This is a genomic window from Polyangium spumosum, from assembly GCF_009649845.1.
In the GTDB taxonomy this organism is placed as follows: Bacteria; Myxococcota_A; Polyangia; order Polyangiales; family Polyangiaceae; genus Polyangium; species Polyangium spumosum.
On sequence record NZ_WJIE01000014.1, the window covers coordinates 123,641 to 142,980 of the forward strand.

The 19,340-nt window shown below is 70.5% G+C and carries 18 protein-coding genes; 11 read left to right on the plus strand and 7 right to left on the minus strand.

What is annotated here, in order from left to right; genetic code table 11:
- Positions 1-21: 21 nt before the first annotated feature.
- Positions 22-975 (minus strand): GDP-L-fucose synthase family protein, encoded by a 954-nt coding sequence (locus tag GF068_RS34295; RefSeq protein WP_153823826.1) that lies wholly within the window; start codon positions 973-975, stop codon positions 22-24.
- Between the two features lie 86 nt (positions 976-1,061).
- Here GF068_RS34295 and GF068_RS34300 point away from each other — a divergent pair, with 86 nt between their 5' ends.
- Positions 1,062-1,466, plus strand: coding sequence for a helix-turn-helix domain-containing protein (locus tag GF068_RS34300; RefSeq protein ID WP_153823742.1), 405 nt, complete (start codon positions 1,062-1,064; stop codon positions 1,464-1,466).
- Here the strand turns inward: GF068_RS34300 and GF068_RS34305 are convergent, their stop codons facing one another.
- On the minus strand, positions 1,467-2,417 hold the full coding sequence (locus tag GF068_RS34305) for an NAD-dependent epimerase/dehydratase family protein (protein ID WP_153823743.1): 951 nt from the start codon (positions 2,415-2,417) through the stop codon (positions 1,467-1,469).
- 87 nt (positions 2,418-2,504) lie between these two features.
- Between GF068_RS34305 and GF068_RS34310 the strand changes: the two genes are divergently transcribed.
- Both GF068_RS34310 and GF068_RS34315 read left to right on the plus strand, forming a co-directional pair.
- On the plus strand, positions 2,505-3,527 hold the full coding sequence (locus GF068_RS34310; protein WP_338046691.1) for a glycosyltransferase family 2 protein: 1,023 nt from the start codon (positions 2,505-2,507) through the stop codon (positions 3,525-3,527).
- Positions 3,528-3,951: 424 nt separating this feature from the next.
- Positions 3,952-4,146, plus strand: coding sequence for a hypothetical protein (locus GF068_RS34315; protein WP_153823744.1), 195 nt, complete (start codon positions 3,952-3,954; stop codon positions 4,144-4,146).
- A gap of 12 nt (positions 4,147-4,158) precedes the next feature.
- Here GF068_RS34315 and GF068_RS34320 read toward each other — a convergent pair whose 3' ends face one another.
- Positions 4,159-6,756 (minus strand): hypothetical protein, encoded by a 2,598-nt coding sequence (locus GF068_RS34320; protein WP_153823745.1) that lies wholly within the window; start codon positions 6,754-6,756, stop codon positions 4,159-4,161.
- Between the two features lie 60 nt (positions 6,757-6,816).
- On the opposite strand from GF068_RS34320, the gene GF068_RS34325 reads away from it, so the two are divergent.
- The 5 genes from GF068_RS34325 (at position 6,817) to GF068_RS34345 (ending at position 11,554) form a co-directional block, all read left to right on the plus strand.
- Positions 6,817-6,972 (plus strand): hypothetical protein, encoded by a 156-nt coding sequence (locus GF068_RS34325; protein WP_153823746.1) that lies wholly within the window; start codon positions 6,817-6,819, stop codon positions 6,970-6,972.
- 36 nt (positions 6,973-7,008) lie between these two features.
- Positions 7,009-7,740 carry a sterol desaturase family protein gene (locus tag GF068_RS34330; RefSeq protein ID WP_153823747.1) on the plus strand — a complete coding sequence of 244 codons (732 nt, stop codon included), beginning with the start codon at positions 7,009-7,011 and terminating at the stop codon, positions 7,738-7,740.
- A gap of 23 nt (positions 7,741-7,763) precedes the next feature.
- Positions 7,764-8,876 carry a hypothetical protein gene (locus GF068_RS34335; protein WP_153823748.1) on the plus strand — a complete coding sequence of 371 codons (1,113 nt, stop codon included), beginning with the start codon at positions 7,764-7,766 and terminating at the stop codon, positions 8,874-8,876.
- Between the two features lie 67 nt (positions 8,877-8,943).
- A complete protein-coding gene (locus tag GF068_RS34340; RefSeq protein WP_153823749.1) occupies positions 8,944-10,740 on the plus strand; it encodes an AMP-dependent synthetase/ligase in 1,797 nt (598 codons plus the stop codon).
- Between the two features lie 52 nt (positions 10,741-10,792).
- Positions 10,793-11,554: an HAD family hydrolase gene (locus GF068_RS34345; RefSeq protein ID WP_153823750.1), complete on the plus strand. Its 762-nt coding sequence runs from the start codon at positions 10,793-10,795 to the stop codon at positions 11,552-11,554.
- Here GF068_RS34345 and GF068_RS34350 read toward each other — a convergent pair.
- The 3 genes from GF068_RS34350 to GF068_RS47225 are packed head-to-tail and all read right to left on the minus strand — an operon-like array spanning position 11,508 to position 16,572.
- Positions 11,508-12,824 carry a hypothetical protein gene (locus tag GF068_RS34350; protein WP_153823751.1) on the minus strand — a complete coding sequence of 439 codons (1,317 nt, stop codon included), beginning with the start codon at positions 12,822-12,824 and terminating at the stop codon, positions 11,508-11,510. The two genes, GF068_RS34345 and GF068_RS34350, sit on opposite strands and share 47 nt — an antisense overlap.
- Before the next feature lie 17 nt (positions 12,825-12,841).
- On the minus strand, positions 12,842-15,055 hold the full coding sequence (locus GF068_RS34355; protein ID WP_153823752.1) for a hypothetical protein: 2,214 nt from the start codon (positions 15,053-15,055) through the stop codon (positions 12,842-12,844).
- Positions 15,052-16,572, minus strand: coding sequence for a DUF1501 domain-containing protein (locus GF068_RS47225; RefSeq protein ID WP_153823753.1), 1,521 nt, complete (start codon positions 16,570-16,572; stop codon positions 15,052-15,054). Before GF068_RS47225 ends, GF068_RS34355 begins: the two co-directional genes overlap by 4 nt.
- 317 nt (positions 16,573-16,889) lie before the next feature.
- Here GF068_RS47225 and GF068_RS34365 point away from each other — a divergent pair, with 317 nt between their 5' ends.
- The 3 genes from GF068_RS34365 (at position 16,890) to GF068_RS34375 (ending at position 18,576) form a co-directional block, all read left to right on the plus strand.
- Positions 16,890-17,837: an AgmX/PglI C-terminal domain-containing protein gene (locus GF068_RS34365; RefSeq protein ID WP_170319847.1), complete on the plus strand. Its 948-nt coding sequence runs from the start codon at positions 16,890-16,892 to the stop codon at positions 17,835-17,837.
- A gap of 175 nt (positions 17,838-18,012) precedes the next feature.
- A complete protein-coding gene (locus GF068_RS34370) occupies positions 18,013-18,228 on the plus strand; it encodes a thioredoxin domain-containing protein (protein ID WP_153823754.1) in 216 nt (71 codons plus the stop codon).
- Positions 18,229-18,576 carry a peroxiredoxin family protein gene (locus tag GF068_RS34375; protein WP_153823755.1) on the plus strand — a complete coding sequence of 116 codons (348 nt, stop codon included), beginning with the start codon at positions 18,229-18,231 and terminating at the stop codon, positions 18,574-18,576.
- On the opposite strand, the gene GF068_RS34380 is transcribed toward GF068_RS34375, so the two are convergent.
- On the minus strand, positions 18,562-19,320 hold the full coding sequence (locus GF068_RS34380; protein ID WP_153823756.1) for an MYXO-CTERM sorting domain-containing protein: 759 nt from the start codon (positions 19,318-19,320) through the stop codon (positions 18,562-18,564). The two genes, GF068_RS34375 and GF068_RS34380, sit on opposite strands and share 15 nt — an antisense overlap.
- Positions 19,321-19,340: the final 20 nt, after the last annotated feature.

A 19,340-nucleotide genomic window follows, 5' to 3' on the forward strand; every position in this document is an offset into this window, starting at 1 on the left:
CCCCACGGCGCCCCTCCTCACCTACGACCCGACGATCCGCCCCCGATTCGCCTCGTACCAGGCGATCGTCTTCCCCAGCCCCTCCTCCAGCGTCGTCCGCGCCTCGAACCCGAACCACTCCCGCGCTCGCGTCACGTCCAGCATCCGGCGCGGTTGACCGTTCGGGCGCGACGTGTCCCACACGATCGCCCCCTCGTACCCACACCCCTGCGCGATCCGCCCCGCCAGATCCCGCATCGACACCTCACGCCCCGCGCCCAGGTTCACCGGCTCCTCGCCGTCGTACCGCTCCGCCGCCAGCACCAGCCCCTCCGCCGCGTCCTCCACGTACAAAAACTCCCGCGTCGGTGAGCCGTCGCCCCAGAGCGTCACCGTCTGCTCGCCCGAGCGGCGCGCCTCCACGAACTTGCGGATCATCGCCGGGATCACGTGCGAGTCCTCGAGGTCGAAGTTGTCCCGCGGCCCGTAGAGGTTCACCGGGAAGACGACGACAAACTTCGACCCGAACTCTTTCCGGTACGCCTGCGCCATCACGAGCAGCGCCTTCTTGGCGATGCCGTACGGCGCGTTCGTCTCCTCCGGATACCCGTTCCACAGGTCCTCCTCCCGGAACGGCACCGGCGCGTATTTCGGATAAGCACAGATGGTCCCTGCCACCAGCACCTTCGGCGTCCCCGCCCGCCGCGCCTCTTCGAGCACGTGCAGCCCCATCTGCATGTTGTCCCGGAAGAACGTGCCCGGGTGCCGCCGGTTCGCGCCGATCCCGCCCACGCGCGCCGCCAGATGCAAGACCAGGTCGGGCCGGACCGTTTCGAAGAGAGACCGCGCCGCCCGCGCGTCCGTCAGATCGAACGCCGACGAGCGCGGGACCACGACCTCCCGCGCCCCACGCGCCTTCAGCACTTCCACGACGTGCGAGCCAAGGAACCCGGCGCCGCCGGTGACGAGGATCTTGGAGGAAGTCAGAGGAAACATCGGCATGGGAAGCACGACCCGGACGTAGGCGATACCAAACCCCCCGAGCGAATGCAGCCAGTCGATCGAGAAATAGCGAGAAGCACATGCCGCGCAGAGTCCGCCCCAAGAAGCTCTTCCTCTCCATCGGCGAGCGCCTGAAGGCGTTTCGCCTCGCGGCAGGGCTCACCCAGGAGGAGGTCGCCGAAGGCCACGACCCGGACGAGTCGTTCGCCAACAAGGGCCACATCTCCAGCATCGAGCACGGCCTGGCGAACCCGACCGTCGAGACGTTGCAGCGTATCGCCGAGGCCCTCGGCGTGGAGCTCGTCGACCTGGTCGTCTCGCCCGACGAGAGCCCCCGTCACGCGCTCATCGCCCTCTCGCGCACGCTCTCCGACGAGGCGCTCGCCGAGATCCTGAAGAAACACGGGCCCGTGCCGGAGCTCGTGCCCCGCAAACGGAAACGGATGCATCACCGGGCGAGCGGGGCGCGGTCGAAGGCGCGGTGACTACCGGGACATGCCCCGGTACCACGCCACGAACCGCTCGATCCCCTCCCGAATCCCCGTCGTCGGCGTATACCCGAGCGAAGCGCGCGCGCGCGTGATGTCCGCGATCGTGTGCTCGACGTCGCCGACGACGCTCGGCCCGCGGTGGACGATCGCAGGCTTGCCGAGGGCCTCGGAGAGCAACACGACGACCTCGTTCAACGTCGTCGGCGCGCCGCCGGCGCCGAGGTTGTACACGCGGTAGCCCTCGCCCACCCGGTCGATCGCGCGGAGCGTGCCGTCGATCACGTCGTCGACGTAGGTGTAGTCGCGGCTCGCCTCGCCCGTGCCGTAGAGCTCGATCGGCTCGCCTCGATCGATCGCGCGGCAGAAGGCGTGGATGGCCATCTCGGGGCGCTGGCGCGGGCCGTAGACCGTGAAGTAACGCAAGCTCGTCACGCCGAGGCCGTGCGTGTGCACGAGCGCGCGCAAGACGAGCTCGGCCGCGCGCTTGCTCGCGGCGTACGGGCTCAACGGCTCGTCGGCGTGGTCGTCCTCCGCGAAGGGAAAGCGCTTGCTCGCGCCGTACACCGAGGAGCTCGACGCGAAGACGAAGCGGCGCACGCCCCGCGCACGAGCGTGCTCGGCCAGGCGCGTCGTGCCCTCGACGTTCACGCGCTGGTAACGCGAAGGCGAAGAGAGGCTCGGGCGCACGCCCGCGAGGCCCGCGAGGTGCACGACGACGTCGAAGTCCGTCGCCGAAAAGACCTCGGTCACGGCCGCCTCGTCGAGCAGGCAGGCCTCGACGACGTGGGCGCGGCCGCGGATCTTCGCGAGGTTCCGCTCCTTGAGCGAGCGCGGGTAGAACGGGTCGAAGCTGTCGAGGCCAACGACGGTGTCGCCCCGATCGAGCAGGCGCTCGGCGAGGTGAGATCCGATGAACCCGGCGATGCCGGTCACGAGCAGCTTCATCGCGGGCGCGAGGGTAGCACCGCGATCTCGTTCTGCCTGCACGGGAGGCGCTCGTGCGGACGGACCGTTCTGCTATCCTCGGCCGCCGTGAGCGCCGTGGACATCACCCAGCCCTCCCCGGGCGAGCCTGCCGCCATCGCCCTGACCCGGAAGGTGGGCGAGAGCCCGGTGATCCTGCTGCCGCGGGTCTCGCTCGTGGTCCCCGGGCTGAACGAGTCGGCGAGCCTGCCCGAGCTCGCCCGGCGTATCCACGAGGCCCTCGCGGGCAAGGAGCAATACGAGCTCATCTTCGTCGACGACGGCAGCACGGACGACTCGTGGTCCGTGATCAAGCGCCTCGCCTCGGAGAACCCGAACATCCGCGGCGTGCGCCTGCGCAAGAACTTCGGCAAGGCCCAGGCCCTCACGGCGGGCTTCCGCCGGGCGCGTGGCTCGATCTACGTGACGATGGACGCCGACCTGCAGGACGACCCGGCCGACCTGCCGAACTTCTTCACGAAGCTCGAGGAGGGCCACGACGTCGTGGTCGGCTGGAAGGTGCAGCGCCTCGACCCGACGAACCGCCTCTTGCTGTCGCGGATCTTCAACGGGACCGTGGGCCTTCTGACGGGCGTGAAGCTGCACGACATGAACTGCGGCTTCAAGGCGTACCGGAGCGAGGTCATCCGCTCGATCCCGATCTACGGCGACCTGTTCCGGTTCATCCCGGCCCTCGCGGCGTCGCAGGGCTTCAGCGTCACCGAGATCCCGATCAAGCACCACGCGCGCAAGTACGGCCGTTCGCGCTACGGGCTCGAGCGGATCCTGCGCGGCTCGTTCGACCTGATGAGCGTGCTCTTCTTGACCCGCTACCAGAAGCGGCCGATGCACCTCTTCGGCTTCGCGGGCCTGCTCCTGGCGGGGATCGGCGTGCTCATCGAGGCCTACCTGACGGTGCTCTGGTTCCTCGGGCACAAGATCGGCGACCGGCCGCTCTTGATCCTCGGCGTGCTGATGATCGTCACGGGCATCCAGCTCTTCTCGACGGGCTTCATCGGCGAGTTCCTCACCTACCAGTCCCAGACCCGCCACCTCGAAGACGAGCCGCCCATCCGCGAAGAGACCCTGTGATCCCCACCTCGTAGCAGCACGCGGCAGTGCGCTCCTTTCGCGCACTCGACGCTGCCGCTGCCGCTGTGCGCGATCCACGCTCGTCCCCAGCCCTGGATCCTGGCTCTCACAGCCCCCAAACGTTGACGCGCCGCGCGGAAGGCGACCCCCGACAAACCTTCCGCCAGACGCCTCGCCTCGGCGCGCGTCTGTGCCCCGGCTGGACGAACCTTCCGGCGGAGACAACCTCTCCACGCTCTGGCCGCGAGCTTGCATGGGCGTTCGCGCGCGCGACCCACGTCCACGAACTGCGAGGCGATACCTCATGGCGCTCGACCTATCGATCTCCCACGGACAACGTACGGCCCTTGGTCCTCAGCCCGACACGGACGGGCAGGACCATGCACAGCCCGCGTCCACGTCCCGCGCGGACGACGTGTCCCCGGTGACGCGAGCCCTGACGCTCGCGCAAGCGCTGGCCGACGCGCTGGTCGATACCGGACGCTTCGGGCTCAGCGCCGCAGCACAACACGAGCTCTCGCTCGCCCACTCGCTCGCCTCCCACGTCGTGGACATCCTCGCCAGCCTGCCCCCCGAGTCCGTACGGACGAGGACGCCCGCCTCCGACGCGGAGGAATGATCTACACGGCCCTCAGGACGGCGGCCCCGCCTCGATCGCCCGCCGGTACCGCTCCCGCCGCGTCCCGTCCTTCAGGATCTCGTACGCCTCGTCGAGCACCTCGATCACCAGGCGCACGTCGCTCTGGAGGTCGGCCGTCGCCGCCGTGAGCAGGCGCGAAGGCTCGAAGAAGCGCCGGAGCTCCAGGTACGCCCGCCGGATTTCGTAATTCGTCGCCGTCCGCGTGATGCCGAGCAACGCGAAGTAGTCGCCATCCTCGACGAGCGCGAGCCGCGCCCGCACCCGCATCCGGATCGCCTCCTCGTCGAGCGGATCCTCCGCCGGTCGGCGCTCGGACGTGGTCGCGCGCGCCGGCACGAGGGCCACGAGGACCTCCAGGCAAACCAGCGCATACAGAAGCGTCGCGACGTCGGGCCCGGTGCGTGACGTGTGCTCACCCACGGTGCTGCCGGGCGCCTGTCCCACGAGCGTGGCTTCGTCCGGCAGGAGCGCGCATTCGGAGAGGAGCGACATGCGCGGGCCGGCGTCGAGCCGCGCGGCCGGGCCGCCGAGGCGCGCGAGGGCGAGCTCGGGCGGGATGACGCGCCGGACGATCTCGACGAAGACCTCGGCCCCGGTGGCCCCGCCGAAGACGTTGGGCTCGGCGCGAAGGCGCCCCGGCGGCTCGGACTCGAGCTCCAGGGTGCCAGCCTCGACGAGGATCGCCCGGCCGATGATCCACTCGGCGTGGGCGCGGAGGACGGGCCAGAGCGCGTCCTGCTGGAGAAAACCGTGCGCGATCAGCGCAGCTCCTGCGTGCCGGCCCGAGGGCGGGAGCTTGCCCACGAGCCGGTGCGCGACGTCCCGCTCGATGTCGCCGCGGGCCGAGAGGAAGGAGAGGAGCGCCTCGTCGGCGAGGCCCGAGCCCGCCGTGACCACGTCGCCGTCCTGCAGGACGATCCGCCGCACCGAGCCGCCGTCGTTCATCGCGAGCGAGCCCGTGGCGCGGCTGGCGATGGCGCGGGCGAGGGCGCGCGGCGCGTCGCCGGGCCCGAGCACCGTGGGGCGGGCGCTCGTCGGGCCCTGCGCGCCACGCGCGGGCTGCGAGGACGGGAGCGGCGCAGGCGGCGGCGGCACGGGCGGGGCGAGGCGCACCGAAGGCGGCGGGGCGTCCGAGTTCCGCGTGAGGATGCTGGGAGCCGTGGGGGGAGATTGGGGGTTCGGGGGCGTAGCTCCGCTCGCCGGAGCATAACCCCCGAGCGTCGACGCCAGGCGAACGGCGCTCGACCAGCGCGCTGGAAACACCGTCGGCGGCGGGACGTCGATGACAGGCTCGATCACGGGCGGCGGCGGGCGCGGCGGCGTGGGCGTGGCGACGGGGCGGGAGTCGGCCGGCCGGCCGGGCGTGGTGTCCATCGGCCGGACCGGCGTGCCCGCGTCGGGATCGGTCCGGCTCGGGCGCGGCTCCCAGGCGGTCGCCGGGGCCTCGGACATGGCGCCGCGTGCCTCGGGCGAGCGCGGGGTCGAGCGCCCGGGCGCGGTCGTGCCGGCGGCGGTCGACTCGCTCGGCTGCGGGGTCGGCGGCATGTCGAGCGCGAGGTCGCCGATGCTCGGCGGCTCGAGGGAGCCGGTCTGGGAGAGCGCGGGGTTCGGGGCGAAGGGCGCCGAAGCGTTGCCTTCGGTCGTGGCGAACGCGCCCGTGGTCAGGCTCAAGGCGTTTGGCCCGGTGCCCGGGTCGATGCCGCCGGTGTGGCCGAGGTCGGACTGGGAGCTGTCGGCCTCGGCGTCGAGGGGCTCTTCGAGGATGGCGAGGTACTCGTCGGCGAGGACGATGTCGACCTCCTCCTCGGCGATCGCGGGCGGGGGCGCGGACGAGGCCGACGTGGTCTCGGCGAGCACCCGCTGCTCGGCCGAGGCGAGCAGGCTCATGAGCTCGGGCGAGACCTGCATGGGGTGCGCGGGGAGCAAGGTGGGAGGCGACGGCCCTTCGCCGTCGTCGGGCGGGAAGATCGACGCGCCCATCTCGGCGAGCTCGGGGGCGCCGGGGAACGCGGACTGGAAGGCCGGGGGGAAGGCGCCGCTGCCGTCGTCGAGCAGGCCGGGCGGGATGGTCTCGCCGGGCCGGATGGCGGCGACGCCGCGGTCGTCGACGATCGAGTCGTCGAGGTCGAGCGGGGCCGGCTCGGCGAGCGCGGCGATCTGGGCGACAATCGCGTGGATGTCGAGTGGCCTCGCGAAGGAGCGGCCGGCGGCGGAGGTCGCGCCGATCTCGGCGGCGCGCAGGTGGCTGCCGAGACAAACGAGCTCGGCGTCTGCGCCGCCGGGCAGCTCGCGCAGCCGCTCGATCGCGTCCCGCGCGCCGGGTTGATCGATGTCGACGAGCAGGACCCTCGGCGACTCGTCGAGCACGCGCGCCTCGAGCCGCTCGATCGGCGCGAAGGCCACGGCGAAGCCTTGCGCGCGTAGCGCCGCGGCGATCGTTTGCCCTTCGGCGGAGGCGTCCGCGATCAGGATCACGTCGCGACGCGGCGTGTTCGGGGCTTCCTCCATCGCGGGCACGGCGTGATCCTTCGACCCGATGCGGCAGGCTGTCAACGCGTGCTCCTCGGGCTCTTCCCTTCCTACGTCCAAGGCGGGGTTCGTTCCAACATTTGGGCCGATCCTGGCCGCTCTGGTGGTAGCCTTCCGTCGATGTCCGCCTTCGGCACCCCCCACGAGCTCGCCCTCGTCGCCTTCCTGGTCGGGCTCGTGGTCATCCACTCGGTCGTCCCGCGGATCGGCGAGGCCATCGGAGGGCTGTTCGAGCGAGGAAACAAGGGCAACGGGGCGCCGAAGGGCGCCGGGTGACTTGCATTCTACGTTTGCAGAACGTAGCGTCGATACATGGCGGAAGCCCCGCGTGATCTCGCTCTGATCCGCGACGAGAAGCGCGCCTCCATCGTCGCGCAGATCCCCGCGGGTTACAGCCCCACGTTCCACTTCGTGTTCCCCGGCCTGCTCGGGCTCTCCGTGCTCGTGGCGTCGCTCCTCGGGATCGAGGCGCTCCGGCCGATCGAGCTCCTCGCGGTGCCGATCACGCTGCTCGCCGGCTTCGGCTTCGAGTGGCGCGCGCACAAGGACATCCTGCACAAGCGGATGCCGCTGCTCGGCGTGCTCTACGAGCGGCACGAGCTCAGCCATCACGTGATCTACACCGACCGCGACATGGCCATGAAGGGCCCGCGCGAGATGTGGCTCATCCTGATGCCGCCCTACGCGATCGTGCTCGTCTTCTTCACGCTCGTCCTGCCGCTCGCGGTGGGCCTGACGTACGCCCTCGGCACGAACGTGGCCATGCTCGCGACGGCGACGTCGATGGTGTTTTTCCTGTCGTACGAGTGGCTCCACCTCGCCTACCACCTGCCGGACGAGCACCCGATCGCGCGGATCGGCCTCGTCGCCCGGCTCCGCGAGCATCACCGCCGCCACCACGAGCCGCGCCTGATGAAGCGCTGGAACTTCAACGTGACCGTGCCGCTCTTCGACTGGCTGCACGGCACGACGTGGTCGCCCGAGCGGGAGGCGCGGCGGCGCGAGCGGCAGGCCTCGCGGCAAGCGAGCCGCGCCCCCTCCTGAAAAACGTGGTAGGGCTTCGGCCCGTGCAGACGCGCACGCGAAACGCCCTGGTCTTCGCGGCCACCGCGGCCGTGGTCGTCGCGGCCGTCGCGTGGTTGTGGCAAAAACGCGAGGTGGCGCGCCCGCTGCCCGGGACGCTCGACGCGATCCCCGAAGGCGCGTTGCTCGTGGCCACGGCCGACCTCGGCGCCCTCCGGCGCTCGCCGTCCTTCGCGCCCCTGCTCTCCGAGACCCGCGAGATCCCCGGCCTCGGCAAGGTCCGCGACGTCTGCGGCTTCGATCCGATGGCAGGCCTGAACGAGCTCGGCGTGGCCGTGCCGGCGGCGGGTGAAGGCGGCGACTTCGGCCTCGTCGCCTCGGGCACGATCGACCCGGACGCCCTGCTCGCATGCGCGAGCAAGGTCATCGAGGCGCGCGGCGGCCGCTCGGTGGTGAACCCGATCGGCGGGTTTCGCACGGTGCGCGACGCGAGCCTGTCGACGAGCGGCGCGGAGATCGCGGTGCGCGAGGGCGGGCCCGTGTTGCTCGGCGCGGGCAGCTACCTGCGCTCGATGATCGACGCGGCCGAGGGACGCGTGCCCTCCGCGCGCGCCGACAGCGATCACACGAAGCTCGCCGCGGAGGCGGGCCCGGGCGCGTTACGCGTGACCGTGGTGCTCACGCCCGAGCAGCGGCGCACGTTGCTCGAGGAGATCGCGCTCTCCGGCGCGCAGGGCTCGCCGGCGGCGTCGGTCGTGGGCCTGGGCCTCTCGGTCTCGATCGGCGAGCGCGTGGGTTTGTCGGCGGTCGTGGCCTGCGACGCGGCGGCCCCGTGCGCCGAGCTGGCGACGGTCTTCGAGGGAAGACGCGTGGCGCAGGCGGACGACATGCTCGTGCGCCTGATGGGCCTCGGGCCGATCCTCTCGCGGCTCGAGATCGGCGCGAAGGGCCCGCGCATCTCGGCGCGCGTGGACATGTCGACGGACGAGGCGACCGAGCTCGTGACGCGCGTGATCGCGTTGCGCGCTGCGGCAGGACGGCAGCGAGATCCGGTGGACGAACCGCGCGAGCCTCCGCCTCCTCCGCCGACGGCCGCGCCGACCTCGTCTTCCTCTGCGGGCCCGGCGCCGGACAAGGACGTCTTCGGGCATCGCTGAATCTTCCGGACCCGTCCGATTTTCGAGTGCAACGAACGGCGCGGGGCTCGTCTAGACTCGGCGTCCCATGTCTACGCCGAACGAGACCATCCCTGGCCGCCTGTTCAAGCAGGCCGAACGCAGGCCCGACGCGCCTGCCCACCACGTCAAATCGGGCGGCGTGTACCGGCCGAAGAGTTATCGCGAGCTCGCGGACGAGGTCAAACGCCTGGGCAAGGCGATGATCGCGCTCGGCCAGAAGCCGGGCTTCACCACGTGTATCCTCGGCTTCAACAAGAGCGAGTGGGTCGCCTTCGACGTCGCGACGATGGCCGTGGGCGGCGCGCCCGCGGGCATCTACACGACGTGTTCGCCCGAGGAGGTCGCGTACATCGTCCACCACGCCGAGAGCGAGATCGTCCTCCTCGAGGACGGCGGGCAGTGGGCGAAGATCGAGAAGATGCTGGGCGAGCTGCCCCGGCTGAAGCACGTGGTCACGATGCGTGGCGCGCCGCGTATCGATCATCCGATGGTCGTCTCGTACGAGGCCTTCCTCGACAAGGGCAACGACGTCAGCGACGTGGACTTCTTCGCGCGGATCGACGCGCTCGAGCCGCAGGGCCTCGCGACGCTCATCTACACCTCCGGCACGACGGGCCCGCCCAAGGGCGTGATGCTCTCGCACGAGAACCTCGCGTGGACCGCGGACGCGGCGCAGAAGCTCGTCGGCGGCAACGCGCAGGACAGCGTGCTCTCGTACCTGCCGCTCTCGCACATCGCCGAGCAGATGTTCACCATCCACGGCTGCATCACGATGGGCGCCGCGGCCTACTTCGCCGAGGGCATCGACAAGGTCCCGGACAACCTGAAAGAGGTGCAGCCGACGCTCTTCTTCGGCGTGCCGCGCATCTGGGAGAAGTTCTACGCGGGCGTCCAGGGCAAGCTCAAGGAGGCGAAGGGCGCGAAGAAGGCGCTCGTCGCGTGGGCGATGGACGTCGCGCGCGACGCGACGGCGGAGAGGATGCGCGGGCGCGAGCCACGCGGCGCGCTGGGGCTGCAGTACAAGCTCGCGCAGAGGCTCGTCTTCTCGAAGCTCAAGGCGGCGATCGGCCTGTCGCGCGCGCGCACGTGTGTCTCCGGCGCCGCGCCCGTCTCGAAGGAGATCCTCGAGTTCTTCGCGAGCCTCGACATCATCGTCTCCGAGGTCTATGGCCAGAGCGAGGACACGGGCCCGACGACGTTCAACCGGACGAACAACACCAAGCTCGGCACCGTGGGCACCAAGCTCGACGGCGTCGAGGTGAAGATCGGCGAGGACGGCGAGATCCTGGTGAAGGGCCCGAACGTGTTCCTCGGCTACTACAAGGAGCAGCAGGCGACGGCCGACACGCTCGTCGACGGCTGGCTGCACTCGGGCGACCTCGGGCAGTTCGACAAGGACGGCTTCCTGTCGATCACGGGGCGCAAGAAGGAGATCATCATCACGGCAGGCGGGAAAAACATCGCCCCGAAGAACATCGAGGCGGCCCTGAAGAACCACCCGCCCATCGCCGAGGCCGTCGTGATCGGCGACCGGCGCAAGTTCCTCACGGCGCTCGTGGTGATCGATCCCGCAGCCGCCGGCGAGCTCGCAGGGGCACCCGGGGCGGACCTGGCGAAGCTGCGCGAGGATCCCTCGGTGGTGGCCGCGGTCCAGAAGGCCGTCGACAGTGTGAATTCCACGCTCGCTCGTGTGGAGACCGTGAAGAAATTTCACATCCTGGATCGGGCCTTCACGATCGAGAGTGGTGAGCTCACGCCCACCCTCAAACTCAAGCGCCGCGTGGTCCACGACCACTACGCCAGCGAAATCGACCGCATGTACGAAGGCGCGAACGACGCCTGAAGTCGCCGCAGATCCCCCGGGCGAGCCCGCTCCGTGCTAACGGACGGTCGCCATGCACGCCGTCACCTTCGACTTCGGACAAACGCTCGTCGCGCTCGACACGGACCTCACGGCCGCGCGCCTCGCCGAGCGGAGCCTACCGTTTGACCCCCAACGAATCGAGGTCGCCCTCCCCGAGGCATGGCGCGCCTACGATGACGCCATCCACCGCGGGCTCGGAGGGCACCCCTGGAAGGTCTTCATGCGCGCCCTGCTCGAGCAAGCTGCCCCCTCGCCGCTCGGCGAGGAGGCGCTCGCGGACGCGGTGGATTTCCTCTGGTCCGAGCAGCCGCGCAAGAACCTCTGGCGACGGCCGATCCCCGGCATGCTCGAGCTCGCCGACGACCTCAACGACGCGGGCGTGCCCGTCGGCATCGTTTCGAACTCGGAGGGGCGGCTCGCCGAGCTCGTCGCCGAGCTCGGCTGGGACGATCGTTTCCTCGTGATCGCCGACAGCGGCAGGCTCGGCATGGACAAGCCGGACCCCGCGATCTTCGCCTGGACCGCCGCGCGGCTCGGCAAGTCGCTCGATCGGATCGTGCACATCGGCGACTCGCTCGCGGCCGACGTGGAGGGCGCGCTCGCCGCAGGCATGCGCGCCGTGTGGTTCGGCGGAGATCCGAAACGCGCGCTCGGAGAGAAGGCGCGCGTCGCGAGGGACGCGAGCGAGCTCAGGAGGGTGCTCGCCGACCTCGGCGTGCCCGGGGTGGCCGAGCGGGCGCCCGCGCCTACTCGAGCTTCGAACCGGCCTGGATCCAGGCCGCGATCGACTTGATCTCGGCCTCCGTCAGGGGCTCGCCCGAGAGCGGCATGAGCGCCGTCATGTCCGCGCGCCCCTCGCAGTGCGGATCCACCTTGCAGAGCAGGTAACTCGCCGCCGGTTGCCCCGGCACCACACGTTGCGCGCCCGTCTGCACGGAGGGCGCGTTGATCACGTTCGCCAGGAACGTCTCCGCGTCGGGCGTGAGATCCAGGTCCCCCACCTTGTCCGTGGCGTCGTGGCACTTCGCGGTCGCGCACCGCGAGCCCATGAGCGTACGCACGCTCCCCCACGTGCCCGCCGTGTTCGGATCGGGCGCGTCGGGGTCGGTGGGGCAGTCTCCGTAGTCGATCGGATCGAGGCTCGAGAGCTCCCCCGCCTCTGCGTCCGGCTTCATGCCCCGGATCCAGCACCACACCGCCCGCGTCGCGAGCGCGCTCCACGTGCGCTCGATGAGCGGCATGCGCGGGCCGAGCGTGTCCGAGAGCAGCCGCTTGTAGAGGTAACTCCGCCCCGGATCACCCGGCGAGACGAGCGACCACGGCGCGGCCGAGGGATGCGCGCTGCCGTTGCCGTTCGCGTCGCCGACGCGCACGCGATCGAGATCGGTCACGCGCACGTCGAGGAAACCTTTCAGCGCGGCGGGCGCCGCGCCGAGGCCCACGAGCACGCCCGACGGCGTCGGTCCTGGGCTGATCGTCGCGCCGTCGAGGGGCACGCTGAGCACCTCGACGCCCGCGTCGTCGAGCCTGCGGATACGCGTGCCGGCAGGGCCGGTCGACGGCACCGGCGCGCCGAGGACAAGCTCCACAATCGACGGCGGGAAGGCCTCGTTCTGGGCGATGTAGACCTGCAAGATCTCCTGTTCCAACCCGCCGAGCACGAGTTTGTCCCCGGGCCGCTCGCACTCGTCGGGCACGAGGCTCGGCTCGGCCGCGGCGATCTGGCAGGGCGCGTTCACGAGCGCGAGCATGTCCTTCACGGCGCCGAGCTCGGGGTACTGCCGCGACGCGTGGCACACGCCCTGGTTGAGCGAGCACGTCTGCGCGACGCCGAGCTGATGCAGCGCCGCGATGTTCGGATAGATCAGCTCCGCCGGATCGTCGCTCCCGCCCGCGCCGCCGCCGCCTGCGCCGCCGCTGCCGCCTGCGCCGCCGGTCCCGCCCACGCCCGCGCCGCCTTCGCCGCCCGTGAGCATCACGTCCTCGTCGGCCCCGCATCCGGCCAGAAGCGCGAGGGTGATCGAGACAGCGCCGATCACCCTGGCCGCGCGCGACAATCCCATCCGAACCGCCCTTTCCGTTACAGCTTCTTCGCGCTGATCGTACCCGGCCCGCAGGTGATCGTGTACGGCGCGCTGATCTGCCCCGCGACGTACGACACGTAGCCGCACGTACCCTCGTACGAGATCTCCGACGGCGTCAGCTTCGGCACCTCGGTCGCGTCCTTCGCGGGGATCCCGCCGAGCATGAACTGCGGCGCCGCGACGAGGACGCCGCAGAACGAGCGCAGCTTCGCGTCGAGGCCCGTGAGGTTCGTGTCCTCGAGCGTCGCCTGCACGAGCGCCTCGATCTGCGGCTTCTCGGTCGTGGGCTCGACCCACGGCTCGCCGAGCAGGCGATCCTTCAGCGCGATCACCGCGTCGCCCACGGTCGCGCCCGGCGTCGCCTGGGCTCGCGCCACGATCTTGTGGATGAAGTCGTTCCCGCTGAGCGGCTTGCACGCGCCGTACGACGCCTCCCACGAAAGGCGCCCCTGGAAGTCGAGGCCGCGGAAGCCCGGCTCGGCGTCCTTCAAGGCGAAGCCGATCGCGAGCTGGAAGCCCTGCTCCGTGCCGTCGTTCGGATACTCGCTGTAGTGCGGCCACTCCATGGCGCGGTGCAGGCTCCGGCGCAGCGGGCGCGACGAGATCGCGAAGACGCCGTCGGCGGGGCTGTTGCCGCGCCGGCCGAGGTCCTTGTCCGCGATCGTCCACGGATCGAAGATCCGCGGCACCTCGTACGGCGCCGCGCCGCAGCCCTCCTCGGGCGCCTTCAGGTTGAAGGCCGGGTGCGCGAGCATGTCGCTCAAGAGCTCGCGCAACGAGAAGTGCGACGCGACGAACTTCTCCGTGAGCCCCATCAAGATGTCGCGCTGCACCTCGGTGCGCGGGAAGTAGTTCGCGATCGTCAGGCGCGTGCCCATCACCTCGGCCCACACGACGTCGACCACGTTCTGCGCGACCATGTACGCGAACGCTTCGTCCGGATCGGCGAGCACGCCGCCCGGCAGGCGGCGGAGCCCGTGGGCCGCGAGCTGATCCACGCCGCGCTTGAGCGAGCGCTCGAGGTCCCACACGCTGGCGCGGCGGCCCTTGTTCGGGGCCTCGGGCGTGGAGCGGATCGAGCCGAAGTACGTGTCGACGCCGAGCGGATCGTCCTCCGAGGGCACGCGGAAGGTGCCACACGCGTTGCCGTTCCAGCCGTAGGGCGCGCTCCCGCCGCCGTCGCCGACGCCCCAGTAACGCAGCATCGAGATGGCGCGCATCTCGTCCGTGCCCTTCGTCTCTTGCTCCTCGATCGGGTGCATGCCGGCCGAGTTCCCGTAGAGCGCGACCTCGAAGAGCCCCGGCACCGGCCACGCGCGGTTCAGCGCCGGATCGTCGCTGTACGTCACGGAGAACTCGCTGTTGTGGCAGGTCAAGCACACGCGATCGCGGTGCAGGTACGCGCGCTCGAAGATCGCGCCGAAGTTCTGCCGCCGCGCGCGCTCCATCTCGTACTCGCCCACGTTCGCGCCCGAGTACGGCTGCGACATCATCGCGAAGAGGTTCGCGCGGTAGACGGGCGAGAGGTCGTCGAGCTCGATCGCCGACGAGAGCAGGTGGTTCATGGTGAAGGCGAGCGGCGGCGACTTCGCGGTCGCGTCGTTGTCGCGCACGTACGCGGCGAGGCCGCCGCTGTCGAAGGCCGCGGCCGTCGGCGCGCCGTAACACTGCTGCAGCGACTTCGTCTCGATGCGGTTGACCCGCAGCGTGTCCATGAAGAAGTCGCTCCACCGCTGCCGGAAGGCGTCCTCGCGCATGAGCGCGCGCGCCACGATCTTGCGCGCGTTCACGAGGTCGTCGCCGTACGGAGGCAACGCGCCGCCGAGCTCGCCGAACTTGCCGGCGGCCTCGAGGTCCGCCTTGCGGAGCGCGGTGATCGCGTCCGTGTACGCGTTCACCTCGGCCTGGCCCCACGGCTTGCGGCCGCTCACCGCGACGATCGCGCGGCGCACCCAGGCTTGATCACTCGCCTGGCACTCGGTCCACACGTGCTCGGGCGTGTGCGGCCTCGGCTCCTCGCCGCCGCCCCCGCCCTCGCCGCCGCCGCCCGTGCCGTGCACGTCCTCGCCGCCGCCCCCGCCGGCGCCCGGCCCGGTCGGAGGGTCGGGCTCGTTCCCGCCGCCGCTGCACGCGGGCATCACGGCCATCGCGGCCGCGCAGGAGATCACCAGGGTGAGGGCGGGGAGCCCGAAGAGTTGCCTCGTCTTCATGCCACCACCCCCAGTTGCCGCTGCTGCACGAGGAGCGCGGCGTCGATCTCCGTCGAAGCGCCCGGCACGTCGGAGACGTTGAAGCTCTCCTGCGCGAAGGGCCAGATCCCCAGCGAGAGCAGCGCCGCCATGCGGTTCTCCTGCGGCGTCGAGGCGACCACCGCGCGCCCGTCCTCTCCACACGCGCCGAACACGCCCTTGCCGGTGGAGCGCACCGGGCCGCCGATGAACACGATCGGGAAGCCGTACGGCCAGTGGTTCCTCCCCTGGCTGCCTTGCTTGAACGGGCTCCGCCCGAACTCCGTCGTCAGCACGATCAGCGTCTTGTCGAGGTCGATCTTCGCCGGGTTGTTCTCGCCCGGCGCGTTCACCATCGAGAGGAGCTGCCTCAGCGTGTGCGAGAGGTTCCGCGCCTGCGTGAACGAGTTCTCGCCGTGCGTGTCGTAACCGCCGCCGCCGTCGGCCGAGATGAGCCCCGTGTCGACGATGCACACGTACCTCGCGGGCACCGTCGGGTGCTTGAGCAGGTGCGCGGCGAGCTTGAGGTTCATGCTCATCGCGTCGGTGTTCGCGGTGTCGCCGCAGTTCGACCCGCCGATCTTCGTGAAGAACTGCGGCTCGAGCACGCCCGAGATCGCCTGCGCGTTCGCGATCGAGCTCGACGCCGCCTCGAGCTCGCCGAGGCGCGGCGCGCGCAGCGGGTTCGCTTGCCCCTTCCAGCGCAGCCGCTCGTGGTACCGATCGATGTAGCCCTGCATCAGCGCGTCGTACTGCGCGCGGTTCCCCCCGACGGTGCCGCGGGCGAGCAGGCTCGTCAGGTCACCGGCCGCGTCGACCTTGATGGCGAGCGGGCGCGCCGCGCCGGGGTGCATGCCGATCGACACGACGCTGCGCACGTTGTCCGTGGGCAGCCCGTTCGCGCCGTTCGACATCAGCGCGTACGAGTACGGCGCGCGGCCGGCCACGTTCTCGCGCTCGAGGAAGTACCGCTGCACGTGCGCGCCGAGCCCCGAGAACGCCGGATGCCCGAGCCCGCGACCGCCGAGCATCATGGGGATCGCGCCCTCGTGTGGCTCGAGGTCGTGCGCCGAGACCGAGATACGCGTCCGCTCCATCACGTCCGGCCGCTCGCGCAGGGGCATGACGAAGGGCCCGAGGTGCACGGCTTGTCCGAGCGAGTCGGCGGCGAAGGGCTCGGTCAGCGGGCCCTGGAAGGCGCACTCTGCGACGGCGGCCTCGACGTGCCCGGAGTTCAGGTACGCGTGCCACTGCGTCCCGCTCGCCTGTCCGAGCGACGGCACGCAGTAAAACGACTCGTACTGGCTCACGCCGCCGTAGAGAAAGATCTCGAGGATGTTTTCGGCCTGCAGCTCGGGCGGCAACATCGCGCCCGCGGCCTCCTTCGGCACCTCTCCGAACGCGCGCGCTTGCCGCATGCCCCAGAGCGATACGCCGAGACCGCTGGCCGCGGTGGCGGCGACGAGACCTGCGCCCTTGAGAAAATCGCGACGCTTCACGTGAGCCTCCGTGCCTCCGTGCCGAGACGAACCGAGCCGCTCGGCACACGTCTACGTTCTCTCGTGCAGATCGGGTGGTCAATCAAGTTTTCATCGGTCTTCCATGGGTTCCGATGAGGGCGTGAAATGCCGCGTGTATCGAAGACCGACGGCAAGGACGTCGCCTTGACGCACCCCGGCGCGGCTCTTGTCCCGAGGGGGACGCCTCGCGTCCCCCTCTCGGCCAGGCGGAGCCCGGCCGATTCACCCCCTTGAGGCGAGCTCGCTTTCGCGATCTCGCGAGCATCGAACGGTTCGATGCTCTATCATCCGCGCCGATGTCGCGCGTCGTCTGGTCCTCGTCCCTCGCCCTCTTGCTCGTTGGTTGTGCTGGATCGACGCCGCCGCCCGACGCGCCTCCGAATCCGAATGCGCAGGCGAGCGCCCCGCCGCCCGCGGAGGCCGCGCCGCCCCCCGCGGCGAGCGCCGCGCCCGAGGCGCCGAACAAGCCAGCGGACGTGGCCCCCGCGCCCGCGCCCGAGGCGCCGAAGGGCAGGCTCCCGCCGGCCGAGATCCAGAAGGTCGTCCGCGGCAACTTCCAGGTGATGCGGACCTGCTACGAGAAAGGCCTGCAGAAGAACCCGAGCCTCGAAGGCCGCATCGCCGTTCGTTTCGTCATCGGCACGGACGGCAAGGTCCAGAGCGCCGGCGAGGACGCGCAGGCCTTCCCCGATCCCGCCGTCGCCAGGTGCGTGCTCGACGCCTTCCAGGCCCTTCAGTTCCCGCAGCCCGAGGGCGGTATCGTCACGGTCGTGTATCCGATCCGGTTCGCGGCGAACGCGGACGATTGCAAGACGACCACGGAGGAGAAGGACGGCATTCGCACCGTCTCGCTCACCTGCGAGAAGCAATCGATGAAGGTCACGGACATGCCCGTGAAGGCCGTGGACGACAAGCTCGCGGAGGCATTCCTCACCGGATTCGAGCAGCAATCGCCCAAGATGCGCCGCACCCGCACGAAGCCGACGATCGAAGGCAAGAGCTGCTGGATGACGTCGGTCGACGGCGTGACCTGGTCGTCGATGCTGCTCGTCACGGAGGCCGTCGCCGGCCGCGCGCTCGTCGTCTCCTGCCTCGACGAGAGCCAGGGAGGCACGTCCGCGAAATGTAATACGATGGTCGCGGACATCATCAAACGTACGGTCGCCCCGCCCGTGGTGGCCACGCCCGAGGCCACGCCGAAGCGCCCGCTGCCCACGACCACGGTGACCGGCAGCGGATTCTGAGAGGGTGTTCCACAGGCTGCTGCGCGGCGCGATGCGTCGGTCGGACTCGCTCAGCGTACAGAGTACGCCTCGCTCGCCCTCCCTAGCCTCGCCCCGCTCGCGACGCCTGTGGAACACCCTCTGACGGCTCTCCCGGATCTTGCCGCCTCGTCCGCGGCCCTGTACGTTCGCCCGCATGCCCTCGCCGCTCCCGCGCCGCCTCTTCCTGGTCGGCGCCGCGCTGCTCGCCCTCGCCGCTGGCTGCAACTTGAAGACGCGGGGCCCTGCGCTCGCCGCCGCGACCCCGGCGCCTTCGTTTTTGCTCCCCGCGCACACGGGCGAGGCCGTCTCCCTCGCGGACCTCACGCAAAAAGGCCCCGCGGTCGTGGTGTTTTACCGCGGCCACTGGTGACTGTACTGTCGTAACCAGCTCGGGCAGCTGGCAAGCTTGAACGACAGGTTCCGCAGGCTCGGCGTGGGCCTCGCGGCGATCAGCGTCGACACCGAGGCGGAGTCCCGCGCGCTCGCCGATAAGCTCGGCGTCCGTTATCCGCTCCTGCGCGACGACGGATTGAAGACCGCGCTCGCGTACGGCGTCGCCATGCAAGGCCAGGACATCGCGGTCCCCGCGGTGTTCGTGATCCTGCCGGATGGGCGAATCTTCTTCCGGCAGGTCGGCGAGAGCATCAACGACCGGCCGAGCAACGCAGAGCTGCTCGATATCGTCGATCGCGCGCTGGTCGAATCACGGCGCGATTGAGCGGCGCCTCCGCCCCCGAAGCGCCGCGAGCAGGCCGAGGCCCACGACGACCCCCGCCGCGCCTTCTTCGCCCGTCACGGCACAACCGCCACATCCGCTCGACGCGCGCGTGGGCGGCGGTGCGTTCGGCGGAGGCTCGCCGGGCGCGCTCGATTCCTGCGGAGCAGCCTCGTCCCGCGCCGGGGGCCGCGCGACGCCGGGCGGATCGGGCCGTTTTCCGTCGGCTGCATAGTCGAGCGTCACCTTCTGCCCGTCGTCGAGCGAATAAACCACCTGCGCGAGCCGGGCGACGAAGACCCCGGCGTCGAGCTTCTCGACCCGCACGACGTCGTGCACCCCCTTCACCGGCCAGCGCTCGGGCACGTAATGCACCGGCGAGATCCGGAGGCCCGACGAGATGAGCGTCTTTTCCTTCTCGAAGAACGCTTCGAGGTCCTCTCCCTGGAGCTTGCGCAGCGAGGACGCCTCGAAATCGGCCTTCTTCATCGCGTAAACGACGGGGTTGACATACTTCCCCACGATCATCGGCATCTGGCCGAGCACACAGAGCTCGGGGTTGGGCGCGCCGAAGGACGTCGTGTACGGGTGCGCCAGGAACACGTGGTCGGGGAAGTTCGAGCCGTTTTCGAGAGAGAACGTGTACTCGACACGTTTCTCCCCGTCGGGGATGAGATCGGCCCGCGCCTCGCCGGCGACGAGCAGCCCGAGCGCGGCCAGGACGAGGAACGTGCGTCGCGTCTTCATGAAATCATGCCCTCGCGCTC

What these genes read in the sequence shown, in the direction of transcription:
- GF068_RS34370 (WP_153823754.1), top strand. Translation starts at nt 18,013, where the DNA reads ATGCCCTCGCCGCTCCCGCGCCGCCTCTTCCTGGTCGGCGCCGCGCTG.
- GF068_RS34355 (WP_153823752.1), bottom strand. Translation starts at nt 15,055, where the DNA reads ATGAAGACGAGGCAACTCTTCGGGCTCCCCGCCCTCACCCTGGTGATC.
- GF068_RS34380 (WP_153823756.1), bottom strand. Translation starts at nt 19,320, where the DNA reads ATGAAGACGCGACGCACGTTCCTCGTCCTGGCCGCGCTCGGGCTGCTC.
- GF068_RS34330 (WP_153823747.1), top strand. Translation starts at nt 7,009, where the DNA reads ATGGCGGAAGCCCCGCGTGATCTCGCTCTGATCCGCGACGAGAAGCGC.
- GF068_RS34305 (WP_153823743.1), bottom strand. Translation starts at nt 2,417, where the DNA reads ATGAAGCTGCTCGTGACCGGCATCGCCGGGTTCATCGGATCTCACCTC.
- GF068_RS34365 (WP_170319847.1), top strand. Translation starts at nt 16,890, where the DNA reads ATGTCGCGCGTCGTCTGGTCCTCGTCCCTCGCCCTCTTGCTCGTTGGT.
- GF068_RS34295 (WP_153823826.1), bottom strand. Translation starts at nt 975, where the DNA reads ATGTTTCCTCTGACTTCCTCCAAGATCCTCGTCACCGGCGGCGCCGGG.
- GF068_RS34350 (WP_153823751.1), bottom strand. Translation starts at nt 12,824, where the DNA reads ATGGGATTGTCGCGCGCGGCCAGGGTGATCGGCGCTGTCTCGATCACC.
- GF068_RS34345 (WP_153823750.1), top strand. Translation starts at nt 10,793, where the DNA reads ATGCACGCCGTCACCTTCGACTTCGGACAAACGCTCGTCGCGCTCGAC.
- GF068_RS34300 (WP_153823742.1), top strand. Translation starts at nt 1,062, where the DNA reads ATGCCGCGCAGAGTCCGCCCCAAGAAGCTCTTCCTCTCCATCGGCGAG.
- GF068_RS34340 (WP_153823749.1), top strand. Translation starts at nt 8,944, where the DNA reads ATGTCTACGCCGAACGAGACCATCCCTGGCCGCCTGTTCAAGCAGGCC.
- GF068_RS34325 (WP_153823746.1), top strand. Translation starts at nt 6,817, where the DNA reads ATGTCCGCCTTCGGCACCCCCCACGAGCTCGCCCTCGTCGCCTTCCTG.